Origin of the sequence: Shewanella sp. MMG014, from assembly GCF_018100775.1 — a bacterium.
In the GTDB taxonomy this organism is placed as follows: Bacteria; Pseudomonadota; Gammaproteobacteria; order Enterobacterales; family Shewanellaceae; genus Shewanella; species Shewanella japonica.
This window is the reverse complement of sequence record NZ_JAGJDZ010000009.1, coordinates 87,520-110,670: the sequence shown is the minus strand read 5'-3', so window position 1 is coordinate 110,670 and position 23,151 is coordinate 87,520. Positions and strand designations below refer to the sequence as shown.

Sequence of the window (23,151 nt, the reverse complement as noted above, 5' to 3'; positions counted from 1 at the left end):
TGACTTTTAAGGATACGTGTGGCCAACAAGATATCAACCATTAAATTGTAATAGAACATATTATAAGGTGCTATTGCCCTGTTATGACAACTATCAAAACAAGTGCACATATAGACAAAAGTGAGGTAGGTGCCGCATTAAAAAATGCAGCTAAATCCCACAGTCTAGACTCATCCTCGTCAAGGCCAGCATCGTCACAATTAGAGCAAGGTGCTGTGCTGGTTCCTGCTAAAATAATTGCTGATAAACCAATAGCTAATTCTTCAACAAGTCGTGCGCAAGTGGACAAACCTCAACCACCAGCAGCGAATCCAAGTCAAGTTACACTTAATATAAAAGGTAAACAGATACAATTTAAACCGAGCCTGCAAGTCAACCAACTGTTGCAGGCTGGCGCTAAAGTCATGATTAGCGCCGAGCAAGTCACTCAGTTGACAACCAGCACACAGCCAAGACCAACACAAGCCGTTAATCTAGGGCAACAACAAATTGTTATTGTGGGCCAGCCTGTTAGGCTTAACTTACCGGATGAAATTTTAAATATTGCCTATTCAAATGGAATTTCATCCAAGCAGCTTTTGACGTTAGCATCTCGACCACAGGGTTATCCGCTACCAATTGTAAACATCAACACCAATGTAATGAGATTCGATAATGGCACCAATGTCACTGTTTCAACATTACCCACACTACCTAGTGGTACCCAAGTTGCCTATGTATCTCAGATCGCAGGCAAACTGCAGCTCATATTAAGCCCAGTAAGACTTATAGAGTCGGTACCAATGACACTAAAAGTCGACCATATTACCGATGCGAGTACTAAGGCTGCGCCCAGCTTGACCTCCCAATTAGACCAACGAATTATCACTCGAAATGAGCCGGTCCAGGTCTTATCGCAATTTTTAAAAAAGCTTGAGCACATGCCTGCAGCTATAGAGAATAGTCATGCCAGACCGGTACAATCTAATACAACCACGTACCCAGTGCAGAATCCTGCTACAGAGTTGATTGCAAAACAAAGCCATCAAGAACAAGCGTTGTTTATAAAAATTAAAGATGTATTAACGAGTCCTTTCAATAACAGAAGCATTGACCTTCTCAACAACAATGTTTCGCAATTATTATCTAAAGGGGCGTCGTTATCTCCAGATCAGTTTAAACAACTCAACAACCTTATTCTGCAAATGGCTCAATCAAGCAATGCTGGGAGCTTGAGGGTGAGGCAGGATCAAATAGCTGCGATTACTGCGCAGGTGAATAAGTTAACCCCTCAAGCTAAGCTTGATGCCGCTCATATTAGCGCAGCAACTAAACTAACTGGCGAAACTTTGGCGAATACAGTCTCGAATAGCACTGTGGCTGGTAATAGCCTAGTTAGTCATAGTAAGTCACCATTTGAAGTACTAAACCAAAATTTATCTAAAGCTGGTGCAATGCCCTCTCAGCAAGCCGATACTGCTCAATCACAAAGCCTAGCATCACAACTATTAAAAATACTGCCTAAGCTCGATCCATCACCAATAACTGAGTTAGTTAGTCCTCAGCTTCTAAAGGCTGAACTAACACAGCTTGCAAACCTTAACCTGAGCCAAACAGCATCTATTCCAAATAGCGCACTAATGGGTGGAGCAATAACAAGTCTATTTCAATTATTGCTCGGATTTAAACTCAAAAGTGTTAATACCAGTATGAGCCCGAAGCTGCAAAACTATATGGCTAAATTACAACAGAAAGTTGTTAGTTCAATGACCGCCAATCATCCGATGCTAGCAGCATTAGATAAAGCGGGCAGCTTAGAATCACTCACTAAATTTGCATCAAGTGTGAGCCTTTACCAACAAGCGAGTAATGAAAACAGTCAAACGCAGACTTGGTATTTTGCTTTACCTTATTCTATTGGGCAAAGAAATGAGCAGTTTGAAGGCAAATTTGAACAGTCCACAGCTAAGGATGAAGATGAAAAACAGCAAGGTTGGCGTCTTCAGCTTAAGTTTAACCTTGCCCATGGCCCATTACTAATTAATGCCCATAAACAAGGTGAGTACCTAGACTTAGCCTTCACTGGTGACAATCCGGCTATTTTGTCAAAAGTGGATTCATTTCAAGAAGCTTTAGCTGAGAAAATAAACCAAGCAGGCTTACAAGCGCGAGAGATAAAAACCACTGTAGCCCCAGTTGCCGCGACCTTATTACCTGGCGATCATTACTTGGTGAAAACCAACGCTTAATAAAGCTGGGAGAGTAAAACCAGTACAAGTGAAATCAGTGTTGAATCAAAACACATTTTAATTGAAAGCAAAGTAAAGAATAGGATATGTATGAGTAAGATTAAGAAAGCGGTTGCGTTGAGCTTTGATGGAAAAGAAGCGCCAAAAGTAACTGCAACAGGCAAGGATTTAGTCGCGCAAGAAATCATTGCTTTAGCAGAAGCAACGGGGGTTTATATCCATCAGGATGAGCATTTAAGTGAGTTTTTACAATTGCTAGAGCTAGGTGAAGCAGTTCCCAAAGAGCTCTACACGCTAATCGCAGAGCTCATTGCATTTGTCTATATGCTAGATGGTAAATTTCCTGAGCAATGGAATAACCTTCATCAAAGGATCTTAGATAAAGCCTAATGACAATGTACGCTATTTTTTATGTAAACGAATGATAAGTTCAGCTTCAGCTTTCGGTAATTCACATTCTTCCATTAATTCTTGTACCCCAGCGCCTAACCCCACCATTTTTAATGCGCGAGAATATAACTTAGACTGAGGATCTTGCTGACTGGCCTCTTCAATCATATCGGATTGTTTAGCAATCTTTTGCTCGAGTTCTAATACTCTTTTACCTACCCCTATGGTGCCACTTCTTAGCTCTTGCAGCTCGCGCTTAACCGACTCGCGCTGTCGATCATTTTCTTTCACTAACAAGGTAAGTGCATCAACTTTGCTTTGCAGCTTAGCTGTTTTTTTACTAAACACAGCCCAAAAAATTGCCCCTGCAACAACAATAATAGCGGTAAGAATCAGCAACTCTTGTGACATTTATTTTCCTTGGTAATTTTTTAGTCATTAAAACACAAAAGCCAGCAAAAAATAATGCTGGCTTTCATTGGTATAGCGTTAACACTATAACTGAGTGATTTCAGCCCACTCATCATCCGATAATAATTTATCTAAGTCGACTAAAATAAGTAACTCATTGTCACGGTTGCTCACACCTTGGATAAATTTAGCACTTTCTTCAGTGCCGACATTCGGTGCATTATCAATTTCAGAGCGGCGTAAGTAAACGACTTCAGCAACGCTATCCACTAAAATACCAATAACTTGTTTTTCAGCTTCAATGATCACGATACGAGACGAGTCATCGACCTCAGCCGAATCAAGGCCAAAGCGCGAGCGTGTATCAATAACAGTAACCACATTACCACGAAGATTAATAATACCCAGTACATACAATGGCGCACCTGGTACAGGGGCGATTTCAGTGTAACGTAACACCTCTTGTACTTGCATCACATTAATGCCGTAGGTTTCATTATCTAACTTAAATGTTACCCACTGTAAAACTACATCTTCTTTACCCGTAGCAACCGCTGCTACATTTCTTGAGTCTGTCATAAATAACCTCAGTCAATCGAATCTTGACAACCTAATCCTGCATCTAGCATTTCAATAAGCGCTTGCACGTTTAAAATGCCACACATTTGTTCTTTTACCACACCAGCAAGCCACGGACGCTTACCAGGTTTTTCACGCCAATTAACTTGTGATTTATCTATTTTTACAGCGTTAACTAATGACTCACAAGCCAAGCCCCAATCACTGTCTTCTAGCATTACTAAATACTGATAATCTACGCTTTCAGCCAATTCTTTAGTGTATTTCTCTGGCATAACCCAGCGGCAACTATCCACTACGTTAACTTTTTGCTCCCTGCGTGTTTGTACTCCTAAAAACCAATCCGGGCGACCTATTAGATGACTAATATGCTCTATTTTAACAATACCACCTAGACTTACCAATGGCACAGCAAGTGTCAGCCCTGCAACATTAAAAAACAGTACCTGAAACTCATTATCAAGCACTTCTTGCAAGTTTTGAGTGACACTTGGTGGTGTTGCTCCAGTTTGTAAAGCAGGAGATGACTCTCGTTTACTATCAAGGGTGTCTTCCCTTGAATGGTTTTTCTCTAATGATATATCGGCAGTTTTTTCAGATACTTTACTGACAGATGCGCCTGAAGTGTCAATTTTTTTATCTAGGCTGTTTGGCTGAGTTTCAGGGCTTGCTTGGCTAAGCTTTTCCCTCAATAACTGTGCTTTTAATTTAATATCATCTTGAACCTTGCTACTTGAAGGTTGTTTAATATCCGCAGCAAGATTTTCTTGTGTTTTTTCTAATGTAGGCTCGACAACACCTTGCTTCTTAATCGTTGCACTAGCGGCTGGTTCAGCATGTTTCGACACGACTGAAAGTAATTTAGATAAAGCCGCTTTATCAACTGGAGGTTCAGCAAACGCTTTGCTCTGTTGTGATGTGCCAGCAACCCTAGCCTCGTTGAGCTGCGGAACATCGTCAGTTGGAGCGACAGGCTTGTGTACCACTTTGCTGTGCTTTTTCTTGAAATCTACTGAATTGATATCTCGAGGGTTAGCTGCTGTTTTTTCATTTATTAATGCCTCGTGAGTATCAATAGTCTTTTTCGTTGCGGCTATGGAGTTAGTTGCATTGTCTGTTTTAGCAGTTGTTGAATTAGATAAGGGAGTTTCGGAGTCAGCTACGCCTGCCGGCTCTTCTGGAGCTTCTTGTAATAAAACAGAAAAAAAATCAAAAACAGTTTCGTCAACCGATTTTGACATGCTTAAACTCCTTGGCGAGCAAAAAATCTAATAGTCGATTATAAGCTTTCATACCTCGGCTGCTCGGGGAATAGTGAGAAGCAGGGACATGCGCAAGACTCGCATCTCTAAACTTAGTATCGACAGGAATAACATCTGGCCACAAGGTATCAGGATATTTTTCTTCTAACGACTGCAATGCAATAGGTGATGCTTTGGTTCTTCTATCGAACATGGTAGGTAAAATGGTAAAACTATAGGTCGTTTTTTTAGAACGCCCCATTAACCCCATTGTTTTAACCATACGTTCTAAGCCTTTAATCGCCAGAAATTCTGTTTGCACAGGAATAACAATATGCTGGCTCGCAGCCAATGCATTGACCATCAACACCCCTAAAATAGGTGGACAGTCGATGATAGCCACATCGTATTTATCTGCAAGTAACGAGGTCACATTTCTAAGTACTAACCCCATCCCCTCTTGATGACCGAGCGCTCTATCTAGGGTAGCAAGGGCCATTGAAGCAGGAATAATATCCAATCCATCTATGGATGTGGGGACGATATGCTTTTCAACACTTTCAAGAGTAAGGGTCTTATGTGAAAGGAAAATATCATATAGTGAACTTGGGATTTCTTCTGAATCAATACCGAGATAGTAACCCAATGAAGCATGAGGATCCGTGTCAATCATAAGCACTTTTTGGCCACGTTTTACTAACGCACCCGCTAAACTTGCCACCGTTGTGGTTTTGCCGACACCACCCTTTTGATTAGCAATTGTCCATACTTTCAAATCACGCCTCATTACTCATAAGTGTTTGCACTATATTATTGTTATTGCTTGTTATTGCTTGTTATTGCTATTATTCGGCTCAGCCTCACGTGTGGTAACTCTGATCCCCCCATGGGGTAAGGTAATCACTTTCACACCTTGTGCATTTTCAGTTACAACTCCGTTTGAAATGACTGAGTTTGAAAATTGCTGCTCAGCATTAGTGCTTGCCGCTGACTGTGATGAAACCGCATCGCTCCCTGGGCCAAACGTCATTGTTATTCCTTCTCCATCAGCCGCTCTTGCCGCCAAAGCTTTAGTTTGATCAGGGTATTTCGCTAACCAATTGGCAATATCTGCAGCCTGTTCATCGGGTACCATCAATAATACTTGCGATGCTTTAAGCTCTTCTACTTGTTTTGTTAATTGTCGATTTTCTTTAGCAAGATCAAAATAAAGTGCGCCAAGCGCAATCACTCCAATAACCAACAAAAACACGACAAGCATGTGTTGGGTCGACATTGAATGGCTCGCTTTAGCCACGAGCTGTCTCTTTCAAAATCGCTTCAGCCATATTATCTAAGGCTATAGAGTGTGATGATATTCCCGCTGATGTAACGGCTTGAGGCATGCCATAAACAACACAACTCGCCTCATCTTGCGCCCAAATAGTGGCGCCAGCGGCCTTTAACATTCTAGCACCTTCACGGCCATCTGCTCCCATTCCTGTTAGCACAACGGCCATAACATCGCTGCCAAATGCTTTTGAAGCAGAAGCAAAGGTAATATCGACACTGGGTTTGTAGTTCATGTCAGTATTACCTGCAATCACTTTTAATCGCCCTAGCGCCCCCGCTTTTTCTATCATCAATTGCATGCCACCTGGCGCTAAATAAGCACAACCGGGTTTCAAGGTATCGCCAGTTTGTGCTTCTTTCACGTCAATTTTACATAAGCTATTAAGTCGACTGGCAAATGCTGGAGTAAAAGCAGCAGGCATATGTTGAATTAGCAATATTGGATGAGGATAACTAGCAGGAAATGACGTCAAAATTTTCTGCAGTGCGACTGGACCACCTGTCGATGTGCCGATTAGCAATGCTTTATATTTTTTACCACTTGCTCTAATGGATGACACAGATGTGGCATTAACTGGTTGTTCGCTAGCTGAACTCGTTTTTGAACGCAGTGATGTCAGCGAACTGGTAGGCTTGCCTGTTGAATGACTACTCAACGGACGAGAAGTCGCATTGGCACGAGCGATAGGTTTATACAGTCTTCTACGACCTAACGCTTTTACCCTTTGTTGTAGTAGCTTAATCGCATCATCTTTATTAGATGCAATATCTTCAAATCGTTTAGGTAAAAAGTCTAACGCACCCGCATCTAATGCATCAAGCGTCGCCTGCGCACCATCATGGGTTAATGATGAAAACATTAAGATCGGTGTTGGATTCGAAGCCATGATATGGCGCACGGCAGTAATACCGTCCATAACAGGCATTTCAATATCCATAGTAATCACTTGAGGCTTAAGCTTCTCAGTCATCTCAATGGCTTCTTTGCCATTAACTGCAACACCAACAACTTCTAGGTCAGGATCTTGATTAACAATCTCACTGACCCGTCGTCTAAAGAAACTTGAGTCATCTACAACTAATACTTTGGTAGCCATTTAAGTCCTTAAAAATTGGAACTCTTACTTCTTATTCTTGGCGTAATATTTCAGCAATCCAGGTACATCTAAAATAAGTGCAATACCACCATCAGAAGTAATTGTTGCCCCAGCCATTCCTGGCGTACCTTGTAACATACTGCCAAGAGGCTTAATCACAACTTCTTCTTGGCCGATCAAGGCGTCAACGACAAAACCAATTTGCATTGTCCCTAACTGAACAATCACTACATGGCCTTGCTGCTTATCACCATGAGTAAAGTTGGTCTTATTTCGATGTAACCATTGCTCTAGATAGAATAGCGGTACCGCTTTATCACGCACAATGACAGTTAATTGACCATCTACTACATTTGTTTTAGTTAGATCGAGATGGAAAATTTCGTTAACACTTGATAACGGTAAGGCAAAGACTTGTTTAGCCACATCCACCATCAAGGTTGGCATAATTGCTAAAGTCAGAGGCACTTTAATTTCTAAAATGGTGCCTTTACCCTTCACAGAATCAATATGTACGGTTCCGTTAAGCTGGGTAATACGTGTTTTAACGACATCCATACCAACACCACGGCCGGAGATGTCTGAAATTTCAACTTTGGTCGAAAAGCCTGGTGCGAAAATCAAGTTATAAGCTTCATTATCAGTCATTCTAGCGGCTGAATCTTCATCCAATACACCACGACTAATAGCAATTTCTTTTAACTTATCAGCATCCATTCCAGCGCCATCATCTTCAATTTTGAGAAGAATATGGTCACCTTCTTGGCTTGCCGACAGGGTAATTGTACCTGCACGTGACTTGCCATTGGCTTCACGAGTGATAGGCATTTCAATACCATGATCCACTGAGTTTCTCACCAAGTGAACCAAAGGATCGGCTAATGCTTCAACCAAGTTTTTATCAAGGTCGGTATCTTCACCCACCATGACTAAATCAATTTCTTTATTTAATGTTCTCGCTAAATCACGTACAACTCGAGGGAAGCGACCAAACACTTTCTTGATCGGTTGCATACGTGTTTTCATCACTGCGCCTTGAAGGTCAGCAGTAACAAGATCGAGGTTAGCTAAAGCTTTAGACATCTCTTCATCATCGCGAGAAATACCTAAACTTACTAATCGATTTCTAACCAGAACCAACTCACCGACCATATTCATAATTTGGTCGAGTCTCGAGGTATCTACGCGAACAGTTGTCTCACCTTGAGGCATTTGCGCTTTTGCAGGCTCTGCCTTCTTAGCCACTGCAGCTGCTTTAGGCGCTGCTGGCGCTTTTGCAACCGGAGCAGCTTTCTCTACTTTAGCAGCAGGAGTTGCAACTGGTTCAGCAGCTTTAGCTTGGGTAGTTTGCGCTTTATCTGCAGCTGACTGACTTGCGTTTGATGGCGATGAGCTTGTTGCTGATGTAGCAGCTTTTGAGGATGTCGATGCTGTTGCTGCAGGTTTAACGGCCGCTGGTGCAGACCCCTTTCCATGCAACTCATCTAATAACTTTTCAAATTCGTCATCAGTAATATCATCGGCATCTACGGCAGGTTCTTGTTCAACTGGCGCAGGAGTCGCTTTCGCTGTTGGCGCGGCATTAAAACCACTTGAACCATGAAGCTCATCTAATAGCGCTTCAAATTCATCATCGGTGATTTCATCGCTGTTGGCAGCAGGTTCAGATTCAGCAACTGGCGCAATTGCAGGTTCAGGGTCTACTTGAGACGTTGGACTTTTTCCTTCACCATGAAGTGCATCAAGTAAAGCTTCGAATTCACTTTCGTCGATATCATCAATAGAGCCTGACGCATCTGAGGTTTCGTCATCAAGTTGTGCTTCAACTGCAGGTTCTTCAACAGTCTCTACAACGTCTTCAGAAATTGATTCAATAAATTCTTCGACAACTTCAACTTCATGTTCAGCATGAGTTGCACTACCAACAAGCTCTGATGGCAAAGGCTCACCAGAACTTAATAATTTGAGTTTTTCCAACAACTCAGGGTCAGCATCATCTTGTTGCTGACCTTGCTGAGTTTGTTCGAACATGCTGTTGATGGCATCAACTGCTTGCAGAATAATATCCATTAATTCTGCATTTACTTGGCGCTTGCCCGTTCTTAGTAAGTCAAAGGTATTTTCTGCCTCATGACACACATCGACCATTGGGCCTAAACTTAAAAATCCAGCACCACCTTTAACAGTGTGGAACCCTCTAAAAATAGCATTCAGTAAATCAGCATCATCAGGATTATTTTCAAGAGCGACAAGTTGCTCTTGCAGAAGCTCTAAAATTTCACCAGCTTCAATTAAAAAGTCCTGGAGTATCTCTTCATCAACATCAAAAGACATTAAATTTGACTCCTAGTTAGAAACCCAGACTTGAGAGCAGATCATCCACTTCATCTTGGCCAGTCACCACGTCTTCACGTGTTTCAGCATTCAAGATAGGGCCTTCTGCTTCAATTTTATTTTCATCAACGACCCGTGCCGAGTCAGCTGCATTTTCGCCAAAGATGGTTAGCATTGACACTAAACTGCTTTCCACTTCTCTGACTAAATCAATAACACGACGGATCATTTGCCCGGTTAAGTCTTGGAAATCTTGCGCCATCAATATCTGATTGAGCAATTCTCTTAATCGACTTGAGTCATGTTCGCTATGAGACATGATATGTTGGACGTCATGACACAGAGCCTTAAACTCATTAAGAGCAATGTCCCTACGCATCAATTTATCCCACATTGGCGTGACCGATTGAATGTTATTTATTATTGTATCGGCCAAAGGTAAACATTCTTCAACTGCATCCATGGTTTTATTTGCAGCTTGCTCTGTCATATCGATGACAAAGTTCAATCTTTCTTTTGCGTCAGGTATTTCGTTGTTGGCAAGTTCGGCTAAACGCGTATCTAATTGGAATTCATTTAATGAACTGTGTAATTGACGTGTCAATTTACCCACTTCATCAAACAACTCTCTTTGAAGCGGCGCTGATAAGTCACGAATGACGTCATCAGCTTGTTCTTGTTGTCCATCTTCAAGTAGTGCTACGAGCTGCTTGGCTTGCTCAAGGTCGATTAACCCCGATATTGCTGCCTGCATAACTTATCCTTAGCTTATGCTAAACGCTCAAAGATTTTATCGAGTTTTTCTTTTAGCGTTGCAGCGGTAAACGGTTTAACAACATAACCATTCACACCAGCTTGCGCTGCTGCGATAATTTGTTCGCGTTTTGCTTCTGCGGTCACCATTAAAACAGGTAAATGTTTTAATGAATCATCAGCACGAATAGCCTTTAGCAAATCAATTCCTTGCATGCCTGGCATATTCCAGTCAGTGACAACAAAATCAAATTCGCTTTTTTGTAACATTGGTAAGGCGGTTGAGCCATCATCTGCTTCTTGGGTATTATTAAACCCCAAGTCTCGCAACAAGTTCTTGATGATGCGTCTCATTGTTGAAAAGTCATCAACAATAAGAATCTTCATATTCTTGTCCAAGGTTTCCTCCGGTGAGCTTCACACTGTGCTTTTATTAATAATTATACCTGTGTCCAATGCTTAAGCTTGCCTTTAAGACGCAGCATTGCCTGACTTAATATCTGGCTAACACGCGACTCGCTGACCTCAAGAATGGCACCGATTTCTTTTAAATTTAATGCTTCGTCATAATATAGCGACAAAACTAACGCATCTCTTTCGGGTAATGTTGTAATTGCTTCGGCTAACGCAGATTTAAACTGAGTTTCAGCTAAAGAATCAAAATTTTCATCGTGAGTTGTTTCCTCACTTACAATCACATCTTCAGAAACACCAAGATCTTCTATTCCGATGACTTTACCGACTGACACATCATTGAGAATATGGTGATATTCTTCTAATGTCATTTCTAGCTTTTCAGCAATTTCGGTATCTCTAGCATCACGGCCAAGTTCTTGTCCTAGTTCATCAATAACCTGAGCCACTCGGCGCTGATTACGGTGCACAGAACGAGGAACCCAGTCTCCGCGACGGATTTCATCAATCATAGAGCCACGAATTCTGATGCCTGCAAAGGTTTCAAATTTTGCCCCTTTGCTTCCATCAAACTTCGTTGATGCTTCTAGCAACCCCATCATCCCTGCTTGTAATAAGTCATCTAATTGCACTGATGCTGGCAGCCTTGCTAGCATGTGATGTGCAATTCTTTTTACCAACGGAGCATACTGTTCAACAATTGAAGTTTTATTATCAAACTGAGTATACGCGGCGGCTTTATTCACTCGTAGTATCCTCTTGTGGATCTTTACGCTGAACTAAACGTTCAACAAAAAATTCAAGATGTCCACCAGGCTGTTGCGGTATCGGCCAGCTCATAATTTTATTCGCTAAACCATGGTATGCAATGGCCGCAGGAGACTTAGGAAAGGCTTCGATAACTAATTTTTGTTTACGAACAGACTTACGTAAGTTCTCATCGAATGGCACCGTAGCAACCAATTCTAAAGCCACATCTAAGAATCTATCGGTTACTTTACTCAGTTTGGCAAATAACTCCATACCTTCGCGTAAACTTCGTACCATATTTGCTACAATTTTGAACCGGAACACACCATGTTCACGACTCAGAATTTTTATCAAGGCATATGCATCGGTAATTGATGTCGGTTCATCACAAACCACAATCAATACATCTTGTGAAGCACGAGAGAAACTTAACACCATATCTGAAATACCTGCTGCCGTATCGACAATCAGTACATCAAACTGGGTTTTCATTTCGCTGAAAGCACGAATTAATCCAACGTGCTGAGCTTGAGTCAATTCAACCATCGCTTGTGTACCTGAAGTGGCCGGTACAATACCGATCCCTTTAGGACCACGAACGATAATATCATCCAGTTCAGCTTCGCCAGACAGTACATGAGATAAGTTACGTTCAGCTCGAATACCGAGCATCACATCGACGTTCGCTAAGCCTAAATCGGCATCAAGTACGAGTACTCGTTTACCTTTCTCAGCAAGGGCAACAGCTGTATTAATTGACACACTGGTTTTACCCACGCCGCCTTTACCGCCACTTACTGCGATTACTTTTACTTTGTCGTTATTTGGTTGATTCATCATACGTAAACCACTTGCTTGATCTCGGGTCATATTTTTACTCGAATGCGTAGGCCATGTCATTTGACCACGCAGTGTCAGGTGACGTTTGAGGTTTGGTGTCGTTTAATGCTGCTAACGCTTGTTTCGCTAACATTAGCGTATCTGCAACTTGCATATCTTCTGGAACACGTTGACCATCAGTTACATAACTTAATGGTAACCCATTTTGAATCAATACACTTAATGCGCCGGCAATCGATACGGATTCATCTAGTTTTGTCAAAATAACTCCCGATAACGGGATGCGTTTAAAATGCTCAACTGCATCTTGTAACACTCTGCGTTGTGAAGTTGCTGACATCACTAAATAACTTCTAATCGGTATTCTTGTATTTGCCATTAAATCATCTAATTGCTGATATAGGCGTAAATCACGTTGTCCCATACCTGCAGTATCTATTAATACTAACTTACGATTCTTAAACTGATAAAGAATTTGTTCTAATTCAGCTAAATCATGTGCCTGTTTAACAGGACAGCCCATTATTTTGCCATAAGTTGCTAATTGCTCAAAGGCTCCAATACGATAATGATCGGTTGTAATTAATGCAACTTGCTCTGGGCCATGATGTGCAGCAAATCGAGCAGCTAGTTTTGCTAGTGAGGTCGTTTTTCCAACACCTGTTGGACCAACAAAAGCAACAACGCCACCAGTGCGCACAATATCATCACCTTGATTATCTAATAAATTCGCTAAACTCTGTGGTAGTGCTCTAACCAAATCTGCTGGGGTATATTGTTGACTAAGCCCTGCTAATTTTGCGGCGACAGCTGGAGAAAACTCAGCATTAATGAGTTTACTTTCAAGCATAGCCCCAACTGGGTCTGTACGTTTTTTCTGATCCTTCATCAAGGATGAAACTTGATGGGTCAACAATCCGCGTAATGACGCCATTTCTTCGCGCATGGCTTCCATTTCTTCAGATTGACTATGATTTCTTGATGAACTTCTTGGTTGGTCGAATTGCGGCTGCGGTTTAGTGTCAGCTTTAGCGGCTTTAGTATCTTGAAGCTGTTTTGCCCAATCAGGTAATTCCGTTTCTTCTACTCGCTGAGTCATCTGTTGTTGTAAACGATTATGCTGCTTTTCTAATAACGCTTGCAGAGAGTCTGCCGCAGGTGGTGGGCTCACTTTGGTCTGGGCTTTAACTGATGGCTTGTTGATACCTAACGAAACTTGGTCATCACTCACGTCCATAAAACCAGGAACAGGTGAGTTCACTGCAACATCAGCTTTTGGCTCGTCGTAATCAACAGCTGCAACAATTTCTATACCACCAGTGACTTTCTTATTTGACATGATCACAGCATCTGACCCCAAGGTGTCTTTCACTTGAGCTAATGCTGAACGCATGTCTTTGGCAAAAAATCGTTTAATTTTCACTTAACACCTCTTTCAAACAGAAAGTCATCGCTATTGCCCTACTGCAGATACTATGCGTATTTGCTTTTCATCAGGAATTTCTTGATAAGAAATAACCCGTAAATTCGGGATAGTATATTTAACAAATCGTGACAGCGTTGACCTTAGCATACCTGATGTCAATAAAATGGCTGGCTGACCGACCATTTCTTGCTTCTGAGAAGCGTCTAATAATGACTTCTGCATGCGTTCTGCAAGGCCTGGTTCAATATTTGGCCCTTCACCGCCTGTCGCTTGCATAGACTTGTGCAACATCTGTTCCAACTCTGGCGCCAATGTTATGACAGGGATTTCTAATTCTGGTCCAGATATCTCTTGAACAATCATTCTCTTCAATGCAATCCGCACTGCGGCTGTTAATACTTCAGTATCATTACTCTTTGTACCGTATTCTAACAGTGTTTGCACTATTGTACGTAAATCTCGTATAGAAACACCTTCATTAAGAAGGTTTTGCATCACTTTAACCACTGAGCCAAGTGGCATGATGTCTGGAATAAAGCCATCAATAAGCTTCGGAGAGTTTTTAGCTAGCATGTCCATTAATTGCTGTACTTCTTCATAGCCCAGTAATTTCGCAGCATTGTTCGTCAATAACTGACTAATATGAGTCGCTACTACCGTTGCGGTATCCACGACCGTATACCCTAATGTTTGGGCATGTTCACGCTGCTCAGGTGCTATCCATACTGCTTCTAAACCAAAGGCTGGGTCAGTTGTCTCAATGCCATCAAGTTTACCGTAAACTTGTCCAGGGTTGATGGCAAGTTCACAGTCATGCCTAACTTCAGCCTCACCAACAACAACGCCCATCAGCGAGATTCGATAACTATTTGGTGATAAATCCAAGTTGTCGCGAATATGCACAGCGGGAACAAGGAAGCCTAACTCTTGAGATAGTTTTTTACGCACCCCTTTAATACGGCCAAGTAATTCGCCGCCTTGACCTTTATCCACAAGAGGAATTAAGCGATAACCCACTTCTAGTCCAATAGTGTCAACATGTTGAACATCTTCCCAGCTCAGCTCTTTGGGTTCAGCATCTTTAACTTCTGCTGGGCTGCTCACAGCTTTTTCAAGGGCCGCTGTTTTAGCGTCATTATTACGTTTATAAATCATGTAAGCTGCTATGCCAGTAATCACAGCAAAAGTTAAGAAAGCAAAATGAGGCATACCAGGGACAATACCCATGATGAACAATACAGCAGATGCAATCGCCATTGATTTATGACTATCAAACATCTGGCTAATCATCATACCGCCCATGTCACCAGATTCATTTTGACGAGTGACCATTAATGCAGCAGCAATCGATAGTAACAATCCTGGAATTTGAGCCACTAAGCCATCACCAATAGTGAGCAGAGTATAAATTTCAACGGCACTCGAAAAATCTAGCCCATGTTGCACCATACCAATAACAAAGCCACCAAGAATGTTGATGACCAAAATCATGATACCCGCAATGGCATCACCTTTTACAAATTTTGACGCACCATCCATCGCCCCGTAAAAGTCTGCCTCTTTAGTCACTTCAGCACGTCTAACTCGAGCTTGGTCTTGCGTCAATGTACCTGCGTTAAGGTCAGCATCAATCGCCATTTGTTTGCCGGGCATAGCATCCAATGTAAAGCGAGCACTGACCTCAGAAATACGTCCAGCACCTTTAGTTACAACGGCAAAATTAATAATGATCAAGATAAGGAAAACCACTAAACCGACAGCATAGTTACCACCGATAACGACTGAGCCAAATGCCTCAATGACTTTACCTGCAGCATCTCCACCGTTGTGGCCTTCTAACAATACAATCCGAGTGGAAGCGACATTGAGCGCTAGACGTAATAAGGTCGCAACGAGAAGCACACTAGGGAAAGCAGCAAAATCTAATGGACGATCAGAATAAATAGCAACTAACAGCACAACCAGAGCAAGTGCAATGTTAAATGAAAACAAGATGTCGAGTAAAAATGCGGGCATTGGTAGCACGACCATGCCGAGTGCAGCAAGTACCAATAGCGGTGTACCAACACCTTTGAAAGTACTGAATCTAACTTGTTTAACTTGGCCTAATGCTGCTTTTACATCCATCAGTAGGAAACCTTTATAGTAATATTCTTGACGCTAACGTCTCTAGTTAGCAATTACTACGCCAAAAGAAAGGTTCAAACAGAAATTCTCAGCTGAGTGACCAAGTTATAACCAAAAAACAATAAATCTCAATTAGTGTTTTAAGTCATCGGGGATAGGTTGATTTAAAGGGATAGGTTTAGGGCGCTTCCCTTTGCCTTTTTGATATTGTTTAAGCTGAAAAACATAAGCAAGAATTTGCGCAACAGCAGTAAAGAGCCCTTCTGGCACTTGCTGTTCAATTTTCGTCGTATGATAAATGGCGCGGGCTAAAGGCGGTGCAGAGACAATCGGTACTTCATGCTCTCGAGCAATTTCGCGTATTTTAAATGCGACATCATCCACACCTTTCGCCACTAAAAAAGGCGCAGATGATTGCATAACATCGTATTTTACAGCCACAGCGTAATGCTCGGGGTTTACCACAATAACATCGGCATTAGGGACTTCAGACATCATGCGCTTATTCGCCATTTCATGCTGCATTTGCCTAATACGCCCTTTCACTTCCGGCTTACCTTCAGTGTCTTTATATTCATCTTTTACTTCTTGTTTGGTCATTTTTAATTGTTTGTTGTGATTCCATATTTGAAATGGCACATCAATAATTACAATGAATAACATCGAAGAACACAGTAAAATAAACATCCACACTAATAGCTCTAGCGCATGATATACATTGCCAGGCAAGTGGTCAGTCGACAGTGTCAAAATGTCAAAGAAGTAAAAACTTAACAAGAAATAGGCTGAAATGGCCACCACAGAAAATTTGGCAATCCCCTTAGTCAGCTCAACCAATGCTTGAGTACCAAACATCCGCTTAAAGCCTTTAGCAGGATTCATTTTACTGCCTTTAGGCATAAACGCTTTTACAGAAAACGTCATACCGCCAAGAATGATATTACCGATAAATGCGATGACAGTTAAAAAGCCAATAAAGCTGAATAACGGGAACGCGAGCTCTGTGCCAATAATTCCCCAAACGAGAAACATGGAGTTGGTATCAAAAATCTGGTCACGTTCCATGGTCAAAATTTGCGTCATGATGGTATGCAGACTTCGCGCAAGGTTTGGCCCCACAATAGCAAAACCCACTGCTGATGCGAGTAATACCGCTGCTGTACCTAACTCTTTTGAACGAGCCACCTGCCCTTTATCACGCGACTGTTGCAGTCGCTTGGCGGTGGGTTCCTCGGTGCGTTCTTGACCAGTATCTTCTGCCATCAGTAATTTACCGAGTTATCGAGCCGTCAGTTTGACAGGTCAGTTGCAAAATATCACACATCAATACTTGGCCTTGCAGCCAAACCTCATCGAAATGAGACATGATGGGTCCTAAAGTTAACCACAAAATTAGCAATCCACTCACCATAGTGACTGGAAAACCAATTGCGAAAATATTCAATTGAGGTGATGCACGAGTCATTACCCCAAAAGAAAGGTTTATTAATAATAAGGCGACAATCGCTGAAATTGACATGGTGAGTGCAGCGCCAAACATATAGCCACCAAACTCAGCAAGTCTGCGATAATTTGTAATTGTGAAGCCCTGATTTGAAATAGGAATCGTATCAAAACTCGCCACCAGCATAGTAAACATCAGCAAATGCCCGTCCACAGCAAGAAAAATCAATGTTGCCAATAATAAAAAGAAATTACCTACAACGGGCGTCTGCTGTCCTGAGCCTGGGTCAACCATTGACGCAAAACCCAAACTGGTTTGCATACCAATAATTTGTCCAGTTAATACAAAAGTTTGCATGACCAAAATAGTGACAAACCCCATTGCAGTACCGATAAGGATTTGTTGCGCTGTAATAAACACTGCACTTAACGAAAATAGCTCAATATTGCCAACGGGTTCAGGTAACACTGGCGCCACAGCAATGGTAATGGCGACTGATAATAATAAGCGGACTCTTGCTGGAGTGGTATTAGCGCCAAATACCGCCATGACCATCAACATTGAAGAAATTCTAAATAACGGCCAGACATAAGCTGCTATTGTTTGGCTAATTTCCTCAAATAGAATCTCCATCAAGCTAGCCTATCACTTGCGGGATCATATCAACCATGGTGTAAAAGAAATCCATCATGGTTTGCACTAACCAATGGCCTAAAAACATTAATGAAAAAAGCGTCATTAACAGCCTTGGTAAAAAGCTTAAGGTTTGTTCATTAATTGAGGTGGCCGCTTGAAACACAGCGACAATCAAGCCGACAAAAAGACCCGGTAAAATAATCGCTGAAACGATCAATACAATAACCGACAGCCCTTCACGAAATATATCAATTAACGACTCTGGTGACATAGTTGGCCCTTACGTGCCGAAACTGTTGGCAAGTGTTCCCATGACTAACCCCCAACCATCAACTAATACAAACAACATAATCTTGAATGGTAAAGAAACAATCATCGGCGATAACATCATCATACCCATCGCCATCAAAATACTCGCAACCACTAAATCGAGCACTAAAAATGGCACAAACAACATAAAGCCAATTTGAAAAGCCGTTTTTAATTCGCTGGTGATAAAAGCAGGTACCAGAACACTCATAGGCACTTGCTCTGGAGATGAGATATTGGTGTAACCAGAGATTTCAATAAAGGTTTCTAAGTCTGTGGTTCTGACTTGAGACAGCATAAATGCCCTAAGTGGCTCTTTGCCTACCTCATACGCTTGCTGCATTGTCAGTGATTCATTGATATATGGCTCAACCGCTTGGTCATAGATTTTGTCGAAGACTGGCGCCATGATAAAAAATGTCATGAACATGCTCATACCAATCAACACTTGGTTTGAAGGGGTTTGCTGTAATCCAAGCGCTTGACGCAAAATAGAAAGCACGACAATGATACGGGTAAATGAAGTCAGCATGATGACCATGGCTGGAATAAAGCTCATCGCCGTCATCAATAACAAAATCTGCATTGTTACTGAGTATTCAGTGCTACCATCGGCCCCTGTTGTGACTGTGACGGCTTTTAAAATACCGTCTTCTGCAAAGCTATAAGGGGTGAAAAATAATGCCGTCAATAATGTCAGAACAATCCATTTTTTCATTATCGTTATTCCTTGGAAGCTGACTTAGCTTGCTCTTTGGCTTGCTTTAAACGGCTTGCAAATGAAGTGGTTTCAACTTGTACTGCGCTGTCTAATTTTTCAATCAGATTCACTTGCTGCGCGGTCACGCCGAGTAAATATTGTTGGCCTTCTAGCTCAACAAGCACCAGTTTTTCTTTTTGCCCTAACGGCGTCATTGCAACGGTTTTTATGACACCTTGATTAGATTGAACGAGGTTTAGCTTTTTAACGATGTATGCCAGAACAAAAATGATCGCAATCACTAATATCAGGCCACCCATCATACTGGATAAGGCTGCAATATTTGATGTTTCCGCCCCCCGAGTAGCCACCACGGGTGACGCAGCCTCATTGACAGCAGAACTCGCAATGGCAAACAAACTAACAGCATTTAACACAAATAAATCCTTTACTAATTGATGGGTGTTTTATCTCTATTTTACTTAAGCTTTTTGATCCGTTCAGTTTGGCTGATCACATCTGTTAGGCGAATACCAAATTTATCATTCACCACAACCACTTCACCATGGGCAATCAAGGTACCATTAACCATAACATCTAATGGTTCACCCGCCACCCTATCAAGCTCAACAACTGAGCCTTGGTTAAGTTGCAGTAAATTACGAATACTAATAAAGCTTCGCCCTACCTCCATTGAGATGGTGACAGGAATGTCCATGATGCTATCAAGTTTTTCTGCTTCTTCTTTTGAAATAGGCGCAGACTCATCAACTAACTCATCAAGCTCGACTTGTTCAGCAACATTTGCTTCTTCAAGGGCTTGCTCTGCCATCGCTGCTGCCCAATCATCAGTATCATCACTCATTACTTCACCTTATAATTCTGAAATATCACGCGCTTTACCTTTCTTACGCGTAATTAATTGTAGTTCCGATTTAGCGGTTTCTGGTCGAGGTATTTTCTCGCTGATTTTTAACGCTAAGTTATCTCTAGACTTACCTAATTTACATCGATAAGTCGGTAAATCTTCGATTCGCATCATGATGTGTTCTGGTAATTCAATCGGTATCACATCACCAGCTTTAAACTCCATGACATCTCTAAGAGTCACTTCATGTTCAATAATATTGGCATCGATTCCAACCTGCACGTCCATGATTTCATCACGTAATGCTTGGCCCCAGCGCATGTCGGTATCTTGTTTATCACTTTGAACACCCGCATCTAATAATTCTCGAATCGGTTCAATCATTGAATACGGCATCGTGATATGAAAATCACCACCGCCGCCATCCACTTCAATGTGGAAGGAGTTAATCACCACAACTTCAGTTGGGCTAACAATATTCGCCATTGCAGGGTTAACTTCAGAGTCAAGGTACTCAAATTCGACATCCATCACGGGTGCCCAAGCATCCTTGTAGTCTTCAAAAATAATTTTCAGTAATAGTTGTACAATACGGCGCTCGGTCGGGGTAAATTCACGTCCCTCAATCTTGGCGTGGAAACGTCCATCACCACCAAAGAAGTTATCAACGAGAATAAATACCAGACGTGCTTCCATCGTGATAAGTGCAGTCCCTTTTAACGGACTGAAACGCACCATATTTAAACTTGTTGGCACAAATAACGTATGCACGTACTCGCCAAACTTGAGCATTTGTACGCCATTAATCGAGACTTCGGCTGCACGGCGCATCATATTAAACATGCTAATGCGAAGATGACGAGCAAAACGTTCGTTTACAATTTCCAGCGTCGGCATTCGCCCACGCACAATTCTATCTTGAGATGAGAAGTCATATACCCGAGTATCGTCATTCTCATTAATGTCATCTTCATCGACATCATCAACACCATGGAGTAGCGCATCAATTTCGTCTTGGCTTAATAAATCACTCACGTCATCACCTTGGCTTTTTCACTGGCGTTATTGCATTACGAAGCCAGTAAATAGTACTTTTTCGACTATTTTTCGACCCGCTACAGGTTGCAATGTATTTTGCACGTTTAGTAAGGCCATTTGTCTTAACTCGTCTTTTCCAGCTTGAGTACTGAGCTTTTGAACATCAGCAGCACTAAATGTTGTCAGTAACGCATCTTCAATTAAAGGAATATGCATTTTAGCTGTTTGACCATCGTCGCCACGTACCATTAGTTGAACTTTAATTTCAACTAACCTTGCTCTATCGACTCCTGGTAAATTAAACAAAAACGGCCTAGGCATACCGACGTAGTTCGCTTTACCTTTGGTTGAATCATCTTCCACCACTTCACTTGTTGCTGCTGTGCCCGGAGTTGTTGAAGCAGACTCTTCATCTCCACCTAAAAAGAACATTGCAGCACCTGCGATAACCGCAAGCAACACCACACCTATTACAATAAAAATGATGAGCTTCTTTTTACTTTTAGGTTGGTTCTCTGTGGTTAACTCTAAAGACTCTTCTTCAGCCATAATTCATTCCATTTATTTATTGCGCTGCCAGTAAAATTATTAACATTCGCTATAGCGCACCAACAGTCTTAACTTGTTGGCTATAGATTACCGACTTAGGCGTAATAATCTATAGCAGAATTGCTACTCAGTGAATGTTTTGCTGCAATGTCGAGTTCTTGTGCTGATATTTCATCCAACATCGCATCACCATTGCTGTTTTGTTCATCATATTCAGATTTCGACTCGTTATCACCATCTTGAGAAACATGACTATCAGCAAGTTGAAGTCCTTCTTCAGCTAACATTTCGCGTAACTTAGGAATCGCTTGTTCGACGAGATCTCTTGTTTGTGATTGTGCGACTTGAAACTGTACTTGCGTTTGCTCACCGTGAACTTGAACTCTCACGACCATATGGCCGAGCTCGGCAGGATCAAGTCGAATTTCAGCATGTTGAACGCCTTGTCCAACCATAGTGATTAATTGCTGCTTCATCACTGGAGCAAATTTTTGAATCATATCTTGCATGTTCACCGCAGCTTCAGCCCCTTGGCGTAAAGATAGCTGAAATTGTGGGACATCACTTTTATGTTGCGCCGTAAAGCTGCTTTGATTTTGTAATGCTTTTACTTCTGTTGACTCTGGTGTTAACTCAGACGTTGCTGCGCTAGCAGCTGAACTGGCCAACGCTGCATTTTTAGCTATTTGTTTATCCATTGACACTGTTAACTCTGCTTTGGACAAATTGATTTGAGGCACTTCTTTAGAGGATGACTTCGTCTCTGCTTGGCTTGCTTCGCCTAATATCGTGCCTTTTTCGGCATTGAGATTCGCCTCTGCAGTATTTTTACTGGCTTGCATTTCAAGTGTCGTATTAACCACTGACTGAGGGTTCACTAATGATGCATTATTTGTTTGATTGGTATTAGCTTGCGTATTGGACGCTAAATTAGCGACGTTTTTAACTGAGTCACTGTCAGCCGCACCTTCATTAGCATTTGCAAGCACAGCTTGCTTATCTGTCAGAGCCATTAAAGGCAACGCTTGTTCACCGCTTAGCTGATGCTGACGATTGAAATCAGCAATCAATTGATTAAGCTGCGCTGGCGTGAGGCTCGCTAATTTCTCGCTATCCATTGATGAAAACTCACTTAACTGAGTAAGCTGTTCAGCCGTCAACGATGATAGAAAAGCGTTGACGGTTTCATCAACCTCAGTCTCAAGTTGTTCATCAGAGTTGATTGTCTGAGTATTTGCCAATAATTCAGAATCCAGCATGTCAGAATCTATTGCTGAGCCTTCGTCCGCTAAAAGCTCTTCATCTAACGGCAATTCTTTGCCACTTGGATCTGAAGGCCCGACTTTATCAAAATTTTCAGACATGCCAATTTGCGCAAAAATTAACTCTACATCAGCCTCTTCAATTGCGACATCAGACTGCTCTTCTACATTTGTCTCGCTACTTTTTGCCAACTTGGTCTTTTCAACATCCATTTGTGACGCTTGGTTAAAAACAGATAGAAAAGATTGATTATCAGCACCTTGCGATTTATCTGAACCAGTAACACTTGCAACTTTACCACTATTGCCTAATAAAATATTACTCATCTGCTGCATAACCAACTCCAAATCACTCCCCTAATCGAAACCATTTTCAAGGTCATTTCTGGGGGTTTATCCATTGTCACAAAGCTGACACTTTGC

Annotated in this window: 24 protein-coding genes; 2 read left to right on the top strand and 22 right to left on the bottom strand. The window is 41.8% G+C overall.

Going from position 1 to position 23,151, the window contains the following annotated elements:
* The first annotated feature begins 83 nt into the window (after window positions 1-83).
* Together J8L86_RS15085 and J8L86_RS15080 are read left to right on the top strand one after the other, a co-directional pair.
* Window positions 84-2,228 carry a hypothetical protein gene (locus J8L86_RS15085; RefSeq protein ID WP_211030934.1) on the top strand — a complete coding sequence of 715 codons (2,145 nt, stop codon included), beginning with the start codon at window positions 84-86 and terminating at the stop codon, window positions 2,226-2,228.
* 90 nt (window positions 2,229-2,318) lie between these two features.
* Window positions 2,319-2,618 (top strand): EscU/YscU/HrcU family type III secretion system export apparatus switch protein, encoded by a 300-nt coding sequence (locus J8L86_RS15080; protein ID WP_211030933.1) that lies wholly within the window; start codon window positions 2,319-2,321, stop codon window positions 2,616-2,618.
* Window positions 2,619-2,630: 12 nt separating this feature from the next.
* Here J8L86_RS15080 and J8L86_RS15075 read toward each other — a convergent pair whose 3' ends face one another.
* The 22 genes from J8L86_RS15075 to J8L86_RS14970 all read right to left on the bottom strand — a co-directional run bounded on the left by J8L86_RS15075 (window position 2,631) and on the right by J8L86_RS14970 (window position 23,064).
* The gene (locus tag J8L86_RS15075; protein WP_055025004.1) at window positions 2,631-3,029 is read right to left on the bottom strand and encodes a DUF2802 domain-containing protein; all 399 of its coding nucleotides are present in this window, start codon (window positions 3,027-3,029) and stop codon (window positions 2,631-2,633) included.
* Window positions 3,030-3,113: 84 nt separating this feature from the next.
* Complete coding sequence (locus J8L86_RS15070) at window positions 3,114-3,608, bottom strand: chemotaxis protein CheW (RefSeq protein WP_055025005.1); 495 nt, start codon at window positions 3,606-3,608, stop codon at window positions 3,114-3,116.
* 8 nt (window positions 3,609-3,616) lie between these two features.
* Window positions 3,617-4,849: a chemotaxis protein CheW gene (locus tag J8L86_RS15065; protein WP_247663429.1), complete on the bottom strand. Its 1,233-nt coding sequence runs from the start codon at window positions 4,847-4,849 to the stop codon at window positions 3,617-3,619.
* Window positions 4,833-5,624 (bottom strand): ParA family protein, encoded by a 792-nt coding sequence (locus tag J8L86_RS15060; RefSeq protein WP_055025007.1) that lies wholly within the window; start codon window positions 5,622-5,624, stop codon window positions 4,833-4,835. The genes J8L86_RS15065 and J8L86_RS15060 overlap by 17 nt, the downstream gene beginning before the upstream one ends.
* Before the next feature lie 51 nt (window positions 5,625-5,675).
* Window positions 5,676-6,125, bottom strand: coding sequence for a membrane anchored protein in chemotaxis locus (locus J8L86_RS15055; RefSeq protein ID WP_247663427.1), 450 nt, complete (start codon window positions 6,123-6,125; stop codon window positions 5,676-5,678).
* A gap of 13 nt (window positions 6,126-6,138) precedes the next feature.
* Entirely contained in the window at window positions 6,139-7,278 is a 1,140-nt protein-coding gene (locus J8L86_RS15050) for a chemotaxis response regulator protein-glutamate methylesterase (protein WP_211030932.1), read from the bottom strand.
* A 24-nt stretch (window positions 7,279-7,302) separates the two neighbouring features.
* Entirely contained in the window at window positions 7,303-9,612 is a 2,310-nt protein-coding gene (locus J8L86_RS15045; protein ID WP_211030931.1) for a chemotaxis protein CheA, read from the bottom strand.
* A gap of 16 nt (window positions 9,613-9,628) precedes the next feature.
* On the bottom strand, window positions 9,629-10,366 hold the full coding sequence (locus J8L86_RS15040) for a protein phosphatase CheZ (protein WP_055025011.1): 738 nt from the start codon (window positions 10,364-10,366) through the stop codon (window positions 9,629-9,631).
* 14 nt (window positions 10,367-10,380) lie between these two features.
* Window positions 10,381-10,764: a chemotaxis response regulator CheY gene (gene cheY / locus J8L86_RS15035; protein ID WP_080916243.1), complete on the bottom strand. Its 384-nt coding sequence runs from the start codon at window positions 10,762-10,764 to the stop codon at window positions 10,381-10,383.
* Between the two features lie 41 nt (window positions 10,765-10,805).
* Complete coding sequence (locus tag J8L86_RS15030) at window positions 10,806-11,525, bottom strand: RNA polymerase sigma factor FliA (protein WP_055025013.1); 720 nt, start codon at window positions 11,523-11,525, stop codon at window positions 10,806-10,808.
* Window positions 11,518-12,399: a MinD/ParA family protein gene (locus J8L86_RS15025; protein WP_055025014.1), complete on the bottom strand. Its 882-nt coding sequence runs from the start codon at window positions 12,397-12,399 to the stop codon at window positions 11,518-11,520. The genes J8L86_RS15030 and J8L86_RS15025 overlap by 8 nt, the downstream gene beginning before the upstream one ends.
* Before the next feature lie 4 nt (window positions 12,400-12,403).
* Entirely contained in the window at window positions 12,404-13,792 is a 1,389-nt protein-coding gene (flhF, locus tag J8L86_RS15020; protein WP_211030930.1) for a flagellar biosynthesis protein FlhF, read from the bottom strand.
* Between the two features lie 30 nt (window positions 13,793-13,822).
* Window positions 13,823-15,922: a flagellar biosynthesis protein FlhA gene (gene flhA, locus J8L86_RS15015; protein WP_055025016.1), complete on the bottom strand. Its 2,100-nt coding sequence runs from the start codon at window positions 15,920-15,922 to the stop codon at window positions 13,823-13,825.
* A gap of 132 nt (window positions 15,923-16,054) precedes the next feature.
* Window positions 16,055-17,185, bottom strand: a complete 1,131-nt coding sequence (gene flhB, locus J8L86_RS15010; RefSeq protein WP_055025017.1) for a flagellar biosynthesis protein FlhB — start codon at window positions 17,183-17,185, stop codon at window positions 16,055-16,057.
* Between the two features lie 7 nt (window positions 17,186-17,192).
* Complete coding sequence (fliR, locus tag J8L86_RS15005; RefSeq protein ID WP_055025018.1) at window positions 17,193-17,999, bottom strand: flagellar biosynthetic protein FliR; 807 nt, start codon at window positions 17,997-17,999, stop codon at window positions 17,193-17,195.
* Window positions 18,000-18,003: 4 nt separating this feature from the next.
* Complete coding sequence (fliQ, locus tag J8L86_RS15000) at window positions 18,004-18,273, bottom strand: flagellar biosynthesis protein FliQ (protein WP_055025019.1); 270 nt, start codon at window positions 18,271-18,273, stop codon at window positions 18,004-18,006.
* Between the two features lie 9 nt (window positions 18,274-18,282).
* Window positions 18,283-19,029: a flagellar type III secretion system pore protein FliP gene (gene fliP, locus J8L86_RS14995; RefSeq protein ID WP_055025020.1), complete on the bottom strand. Its 747-nt coding sequence runs from the start codon at window positions 19,027-19,029 to the stop codon at window positions 18,283-18,285.
* A gap of 5 nt (window positions 19,030-19,034) precedes the next feature.
* Window positions 19,035-19,448 (bottom strand): flagellar biosynthetic protein FliO, encoded by a 414-nt coding sequence (gene fliO, locus J8L86_RS14990; protein ID WP_065108528.1) that lies wholly within the window; start codon window positions 19,446-19,448, stop codon window positions 19,035-19,037.
* Between the two features lie 41 nt (window positions 19,449-19,489).
* On the bottom strand, window positions 19,490-19,876 hold the full coding sequence (gene fliN / locus J8L86_RS14985; protein ID WP_055025022.1) for a flagellar motor switch protein FliN: 387 nt from the start codon (window positions 19,874-19,876) through the stop codon (window positions 19,490-19,492).
* A gap of 9 nt (window positions 19,877-19,885) precedes the next feature.
* Entirely contained in the window at window positions 19,886-20,914 is a 1,029-nt protein-coding gene (gene fliM / locus J8L86_RS14980; RefSeq protein WP_055025023.1) for a flagellar motor switch protein FliM, read from the bottom strand.
* 27 nt (window positions 20,915-20,941) lie between these two features.
* Window positions 20,942-21,466 (bottom strand): flagellar basal body-associated protein FliL, encoded by a 525-nt coding sequence (gene fliL, locus J8L86_RS14975; RefSeq protein WP_055025024.1) that lies wholly within the window; start codon window positions 21,464-21,466, stop codon window positions 20,942-20,944.
* A 95-nt stretch (window positions 21,467-21,561) separates the two neighbouring features.
* On the bottom strand, window positions 21,562-23,064 hold the full coding sequence (locus J8L86_RS14970) for a flagellar hook-length control protein FliK (protein ID WP_211030929.1): 1,503 nt from the start codon (window positions 23,062-23,064) through the stop codon (window positions 21,562-21,564).
* Window positions 23,065-23,151 lie beyond the last annotated feature (87 nt).

Bases quoted from the DNA above. Each gene is read 5' to 3' on its own strand.
- J8L86_RS15085 (WP_211030934.1), top strand. From the start codon at position 84: ATGACAACTATCAAAACAAGTGCACATATAGACAAAAGTGAGGTAGGT.
- J8L86_RS15080 (WP_211030933.1), top strand. From the start codon at position 2,319: ATGAGTAAGATTAAGAAAGCGGTTGCGTTGAGCTTTGATGGAAAAGAA.
- J8L86_RS15075 (WP_055025004.1), bottom strand. From the start codon at position 3,029: ATGTCACAAGAGTTGCTGATTCTTACCGCTATTATTGTTGTTGCAGGG.
- J8L86_RS15070 (WP_055025005.1), bottom strand. From the start codon at position 3,608: ATGACAGACTCAAGAAATGTAGCAGCGGTTGCTACGGGTAAAGAAGAT.
- J8L86_RS15065 (WP_247663429.1), bottom strand. From the start codon at position 4,849: ATGTCAAAATCGGTTGACGAAACTGTTTTTGATTTTTTTTCTGTTTTA.
- J8L86_RS15055 (WP_247663427.1), bottom strand. From the start codon at position 6,125: ATGTCGACCCAACACATGCTTGTCGTGTTTTTGTTGGTTATTGGAGTG.
- J8L86_RS15050 (WP_211030932.1), bottom strand. From the start codon at position 7,278: ATGGCTACCAAAGTATTAGTTGTAGATGACTCAAGTTTCTTTAGACGA.
- J8L86_RS15045 (WP_211030931.1), bottom strand. From the start codon at position 9,612: ATGTCTTTTGATGTTGATGAAGAGATACTCCAGGACTTTTTAATTGAA.
- J8L86_RS15040 (WP_055025011.1), bottom strand. From the start codon at position 10,366: ATGCAGGCAGCAATATCGGGGTTAATCGACCTTGAGCAAGCCAAGCAG.
- J8L86_RS15025 (WP_055025014.1), bottom strand. From the start codon at position 12,399: ATGACCCGAGATCAAGCAAGTGGTTTACGTATGATGAATCAACCAAAT.
- flhA (WP_055025016.1), bottom strand. From the start codon at position 15,922: ATGGATGTAAAAGCAGCATTAGGCCAAGTTAAACAAGTTAGATTCAGT.
- flhB (WP_055025017.1), bottom strand. From the start codon at position 17,185: ATGGCAGAAGATACTGGTCAAGAACGCACCGAGGAACCCACCGCCAAG.
- fliR (WP_055025018.1), bottom strand. From the start codon at position 17,999: ATGGAGATTCTATTTGAGGAAATTAGCCAAACAATAGCAGCTTATGTC.
- fliQ (WP_055025019.1), bottom strand. From the start codon at position 18,273: ATGTCACCAGAGTCGTTAATTGATATATTTCGTGAAGGGCTGTCGGTT.
- fliP (WP_055025020.1), bottom strand. From the start codon at position 19,029: ATGAAAAAATGGATTGTTCTGACATTATTGACGGCATTATTTTTCACC.
- fliN (WP_055025022.1), bottom strand. From the start codon at position 19,876: ATGAGTGATGATACTGATGATTGGGCAGCAGCGATGGCAGAGCAAGCC.
- fliL (WP_055025024.1), bottom strand. From the start codon at position 21,466: ATGGCTGAAGAAGAGTCTTTAGAGTTAACCACAGAGAACCAACCTAAA.
- J8L86_RS14970 (WP_211030929.1), bottom strand. From the start codon at position 23,064: ATGCAGCAGATGAGTAATATTTTATTAGGCAATAGTGGTAAAGTTGCA.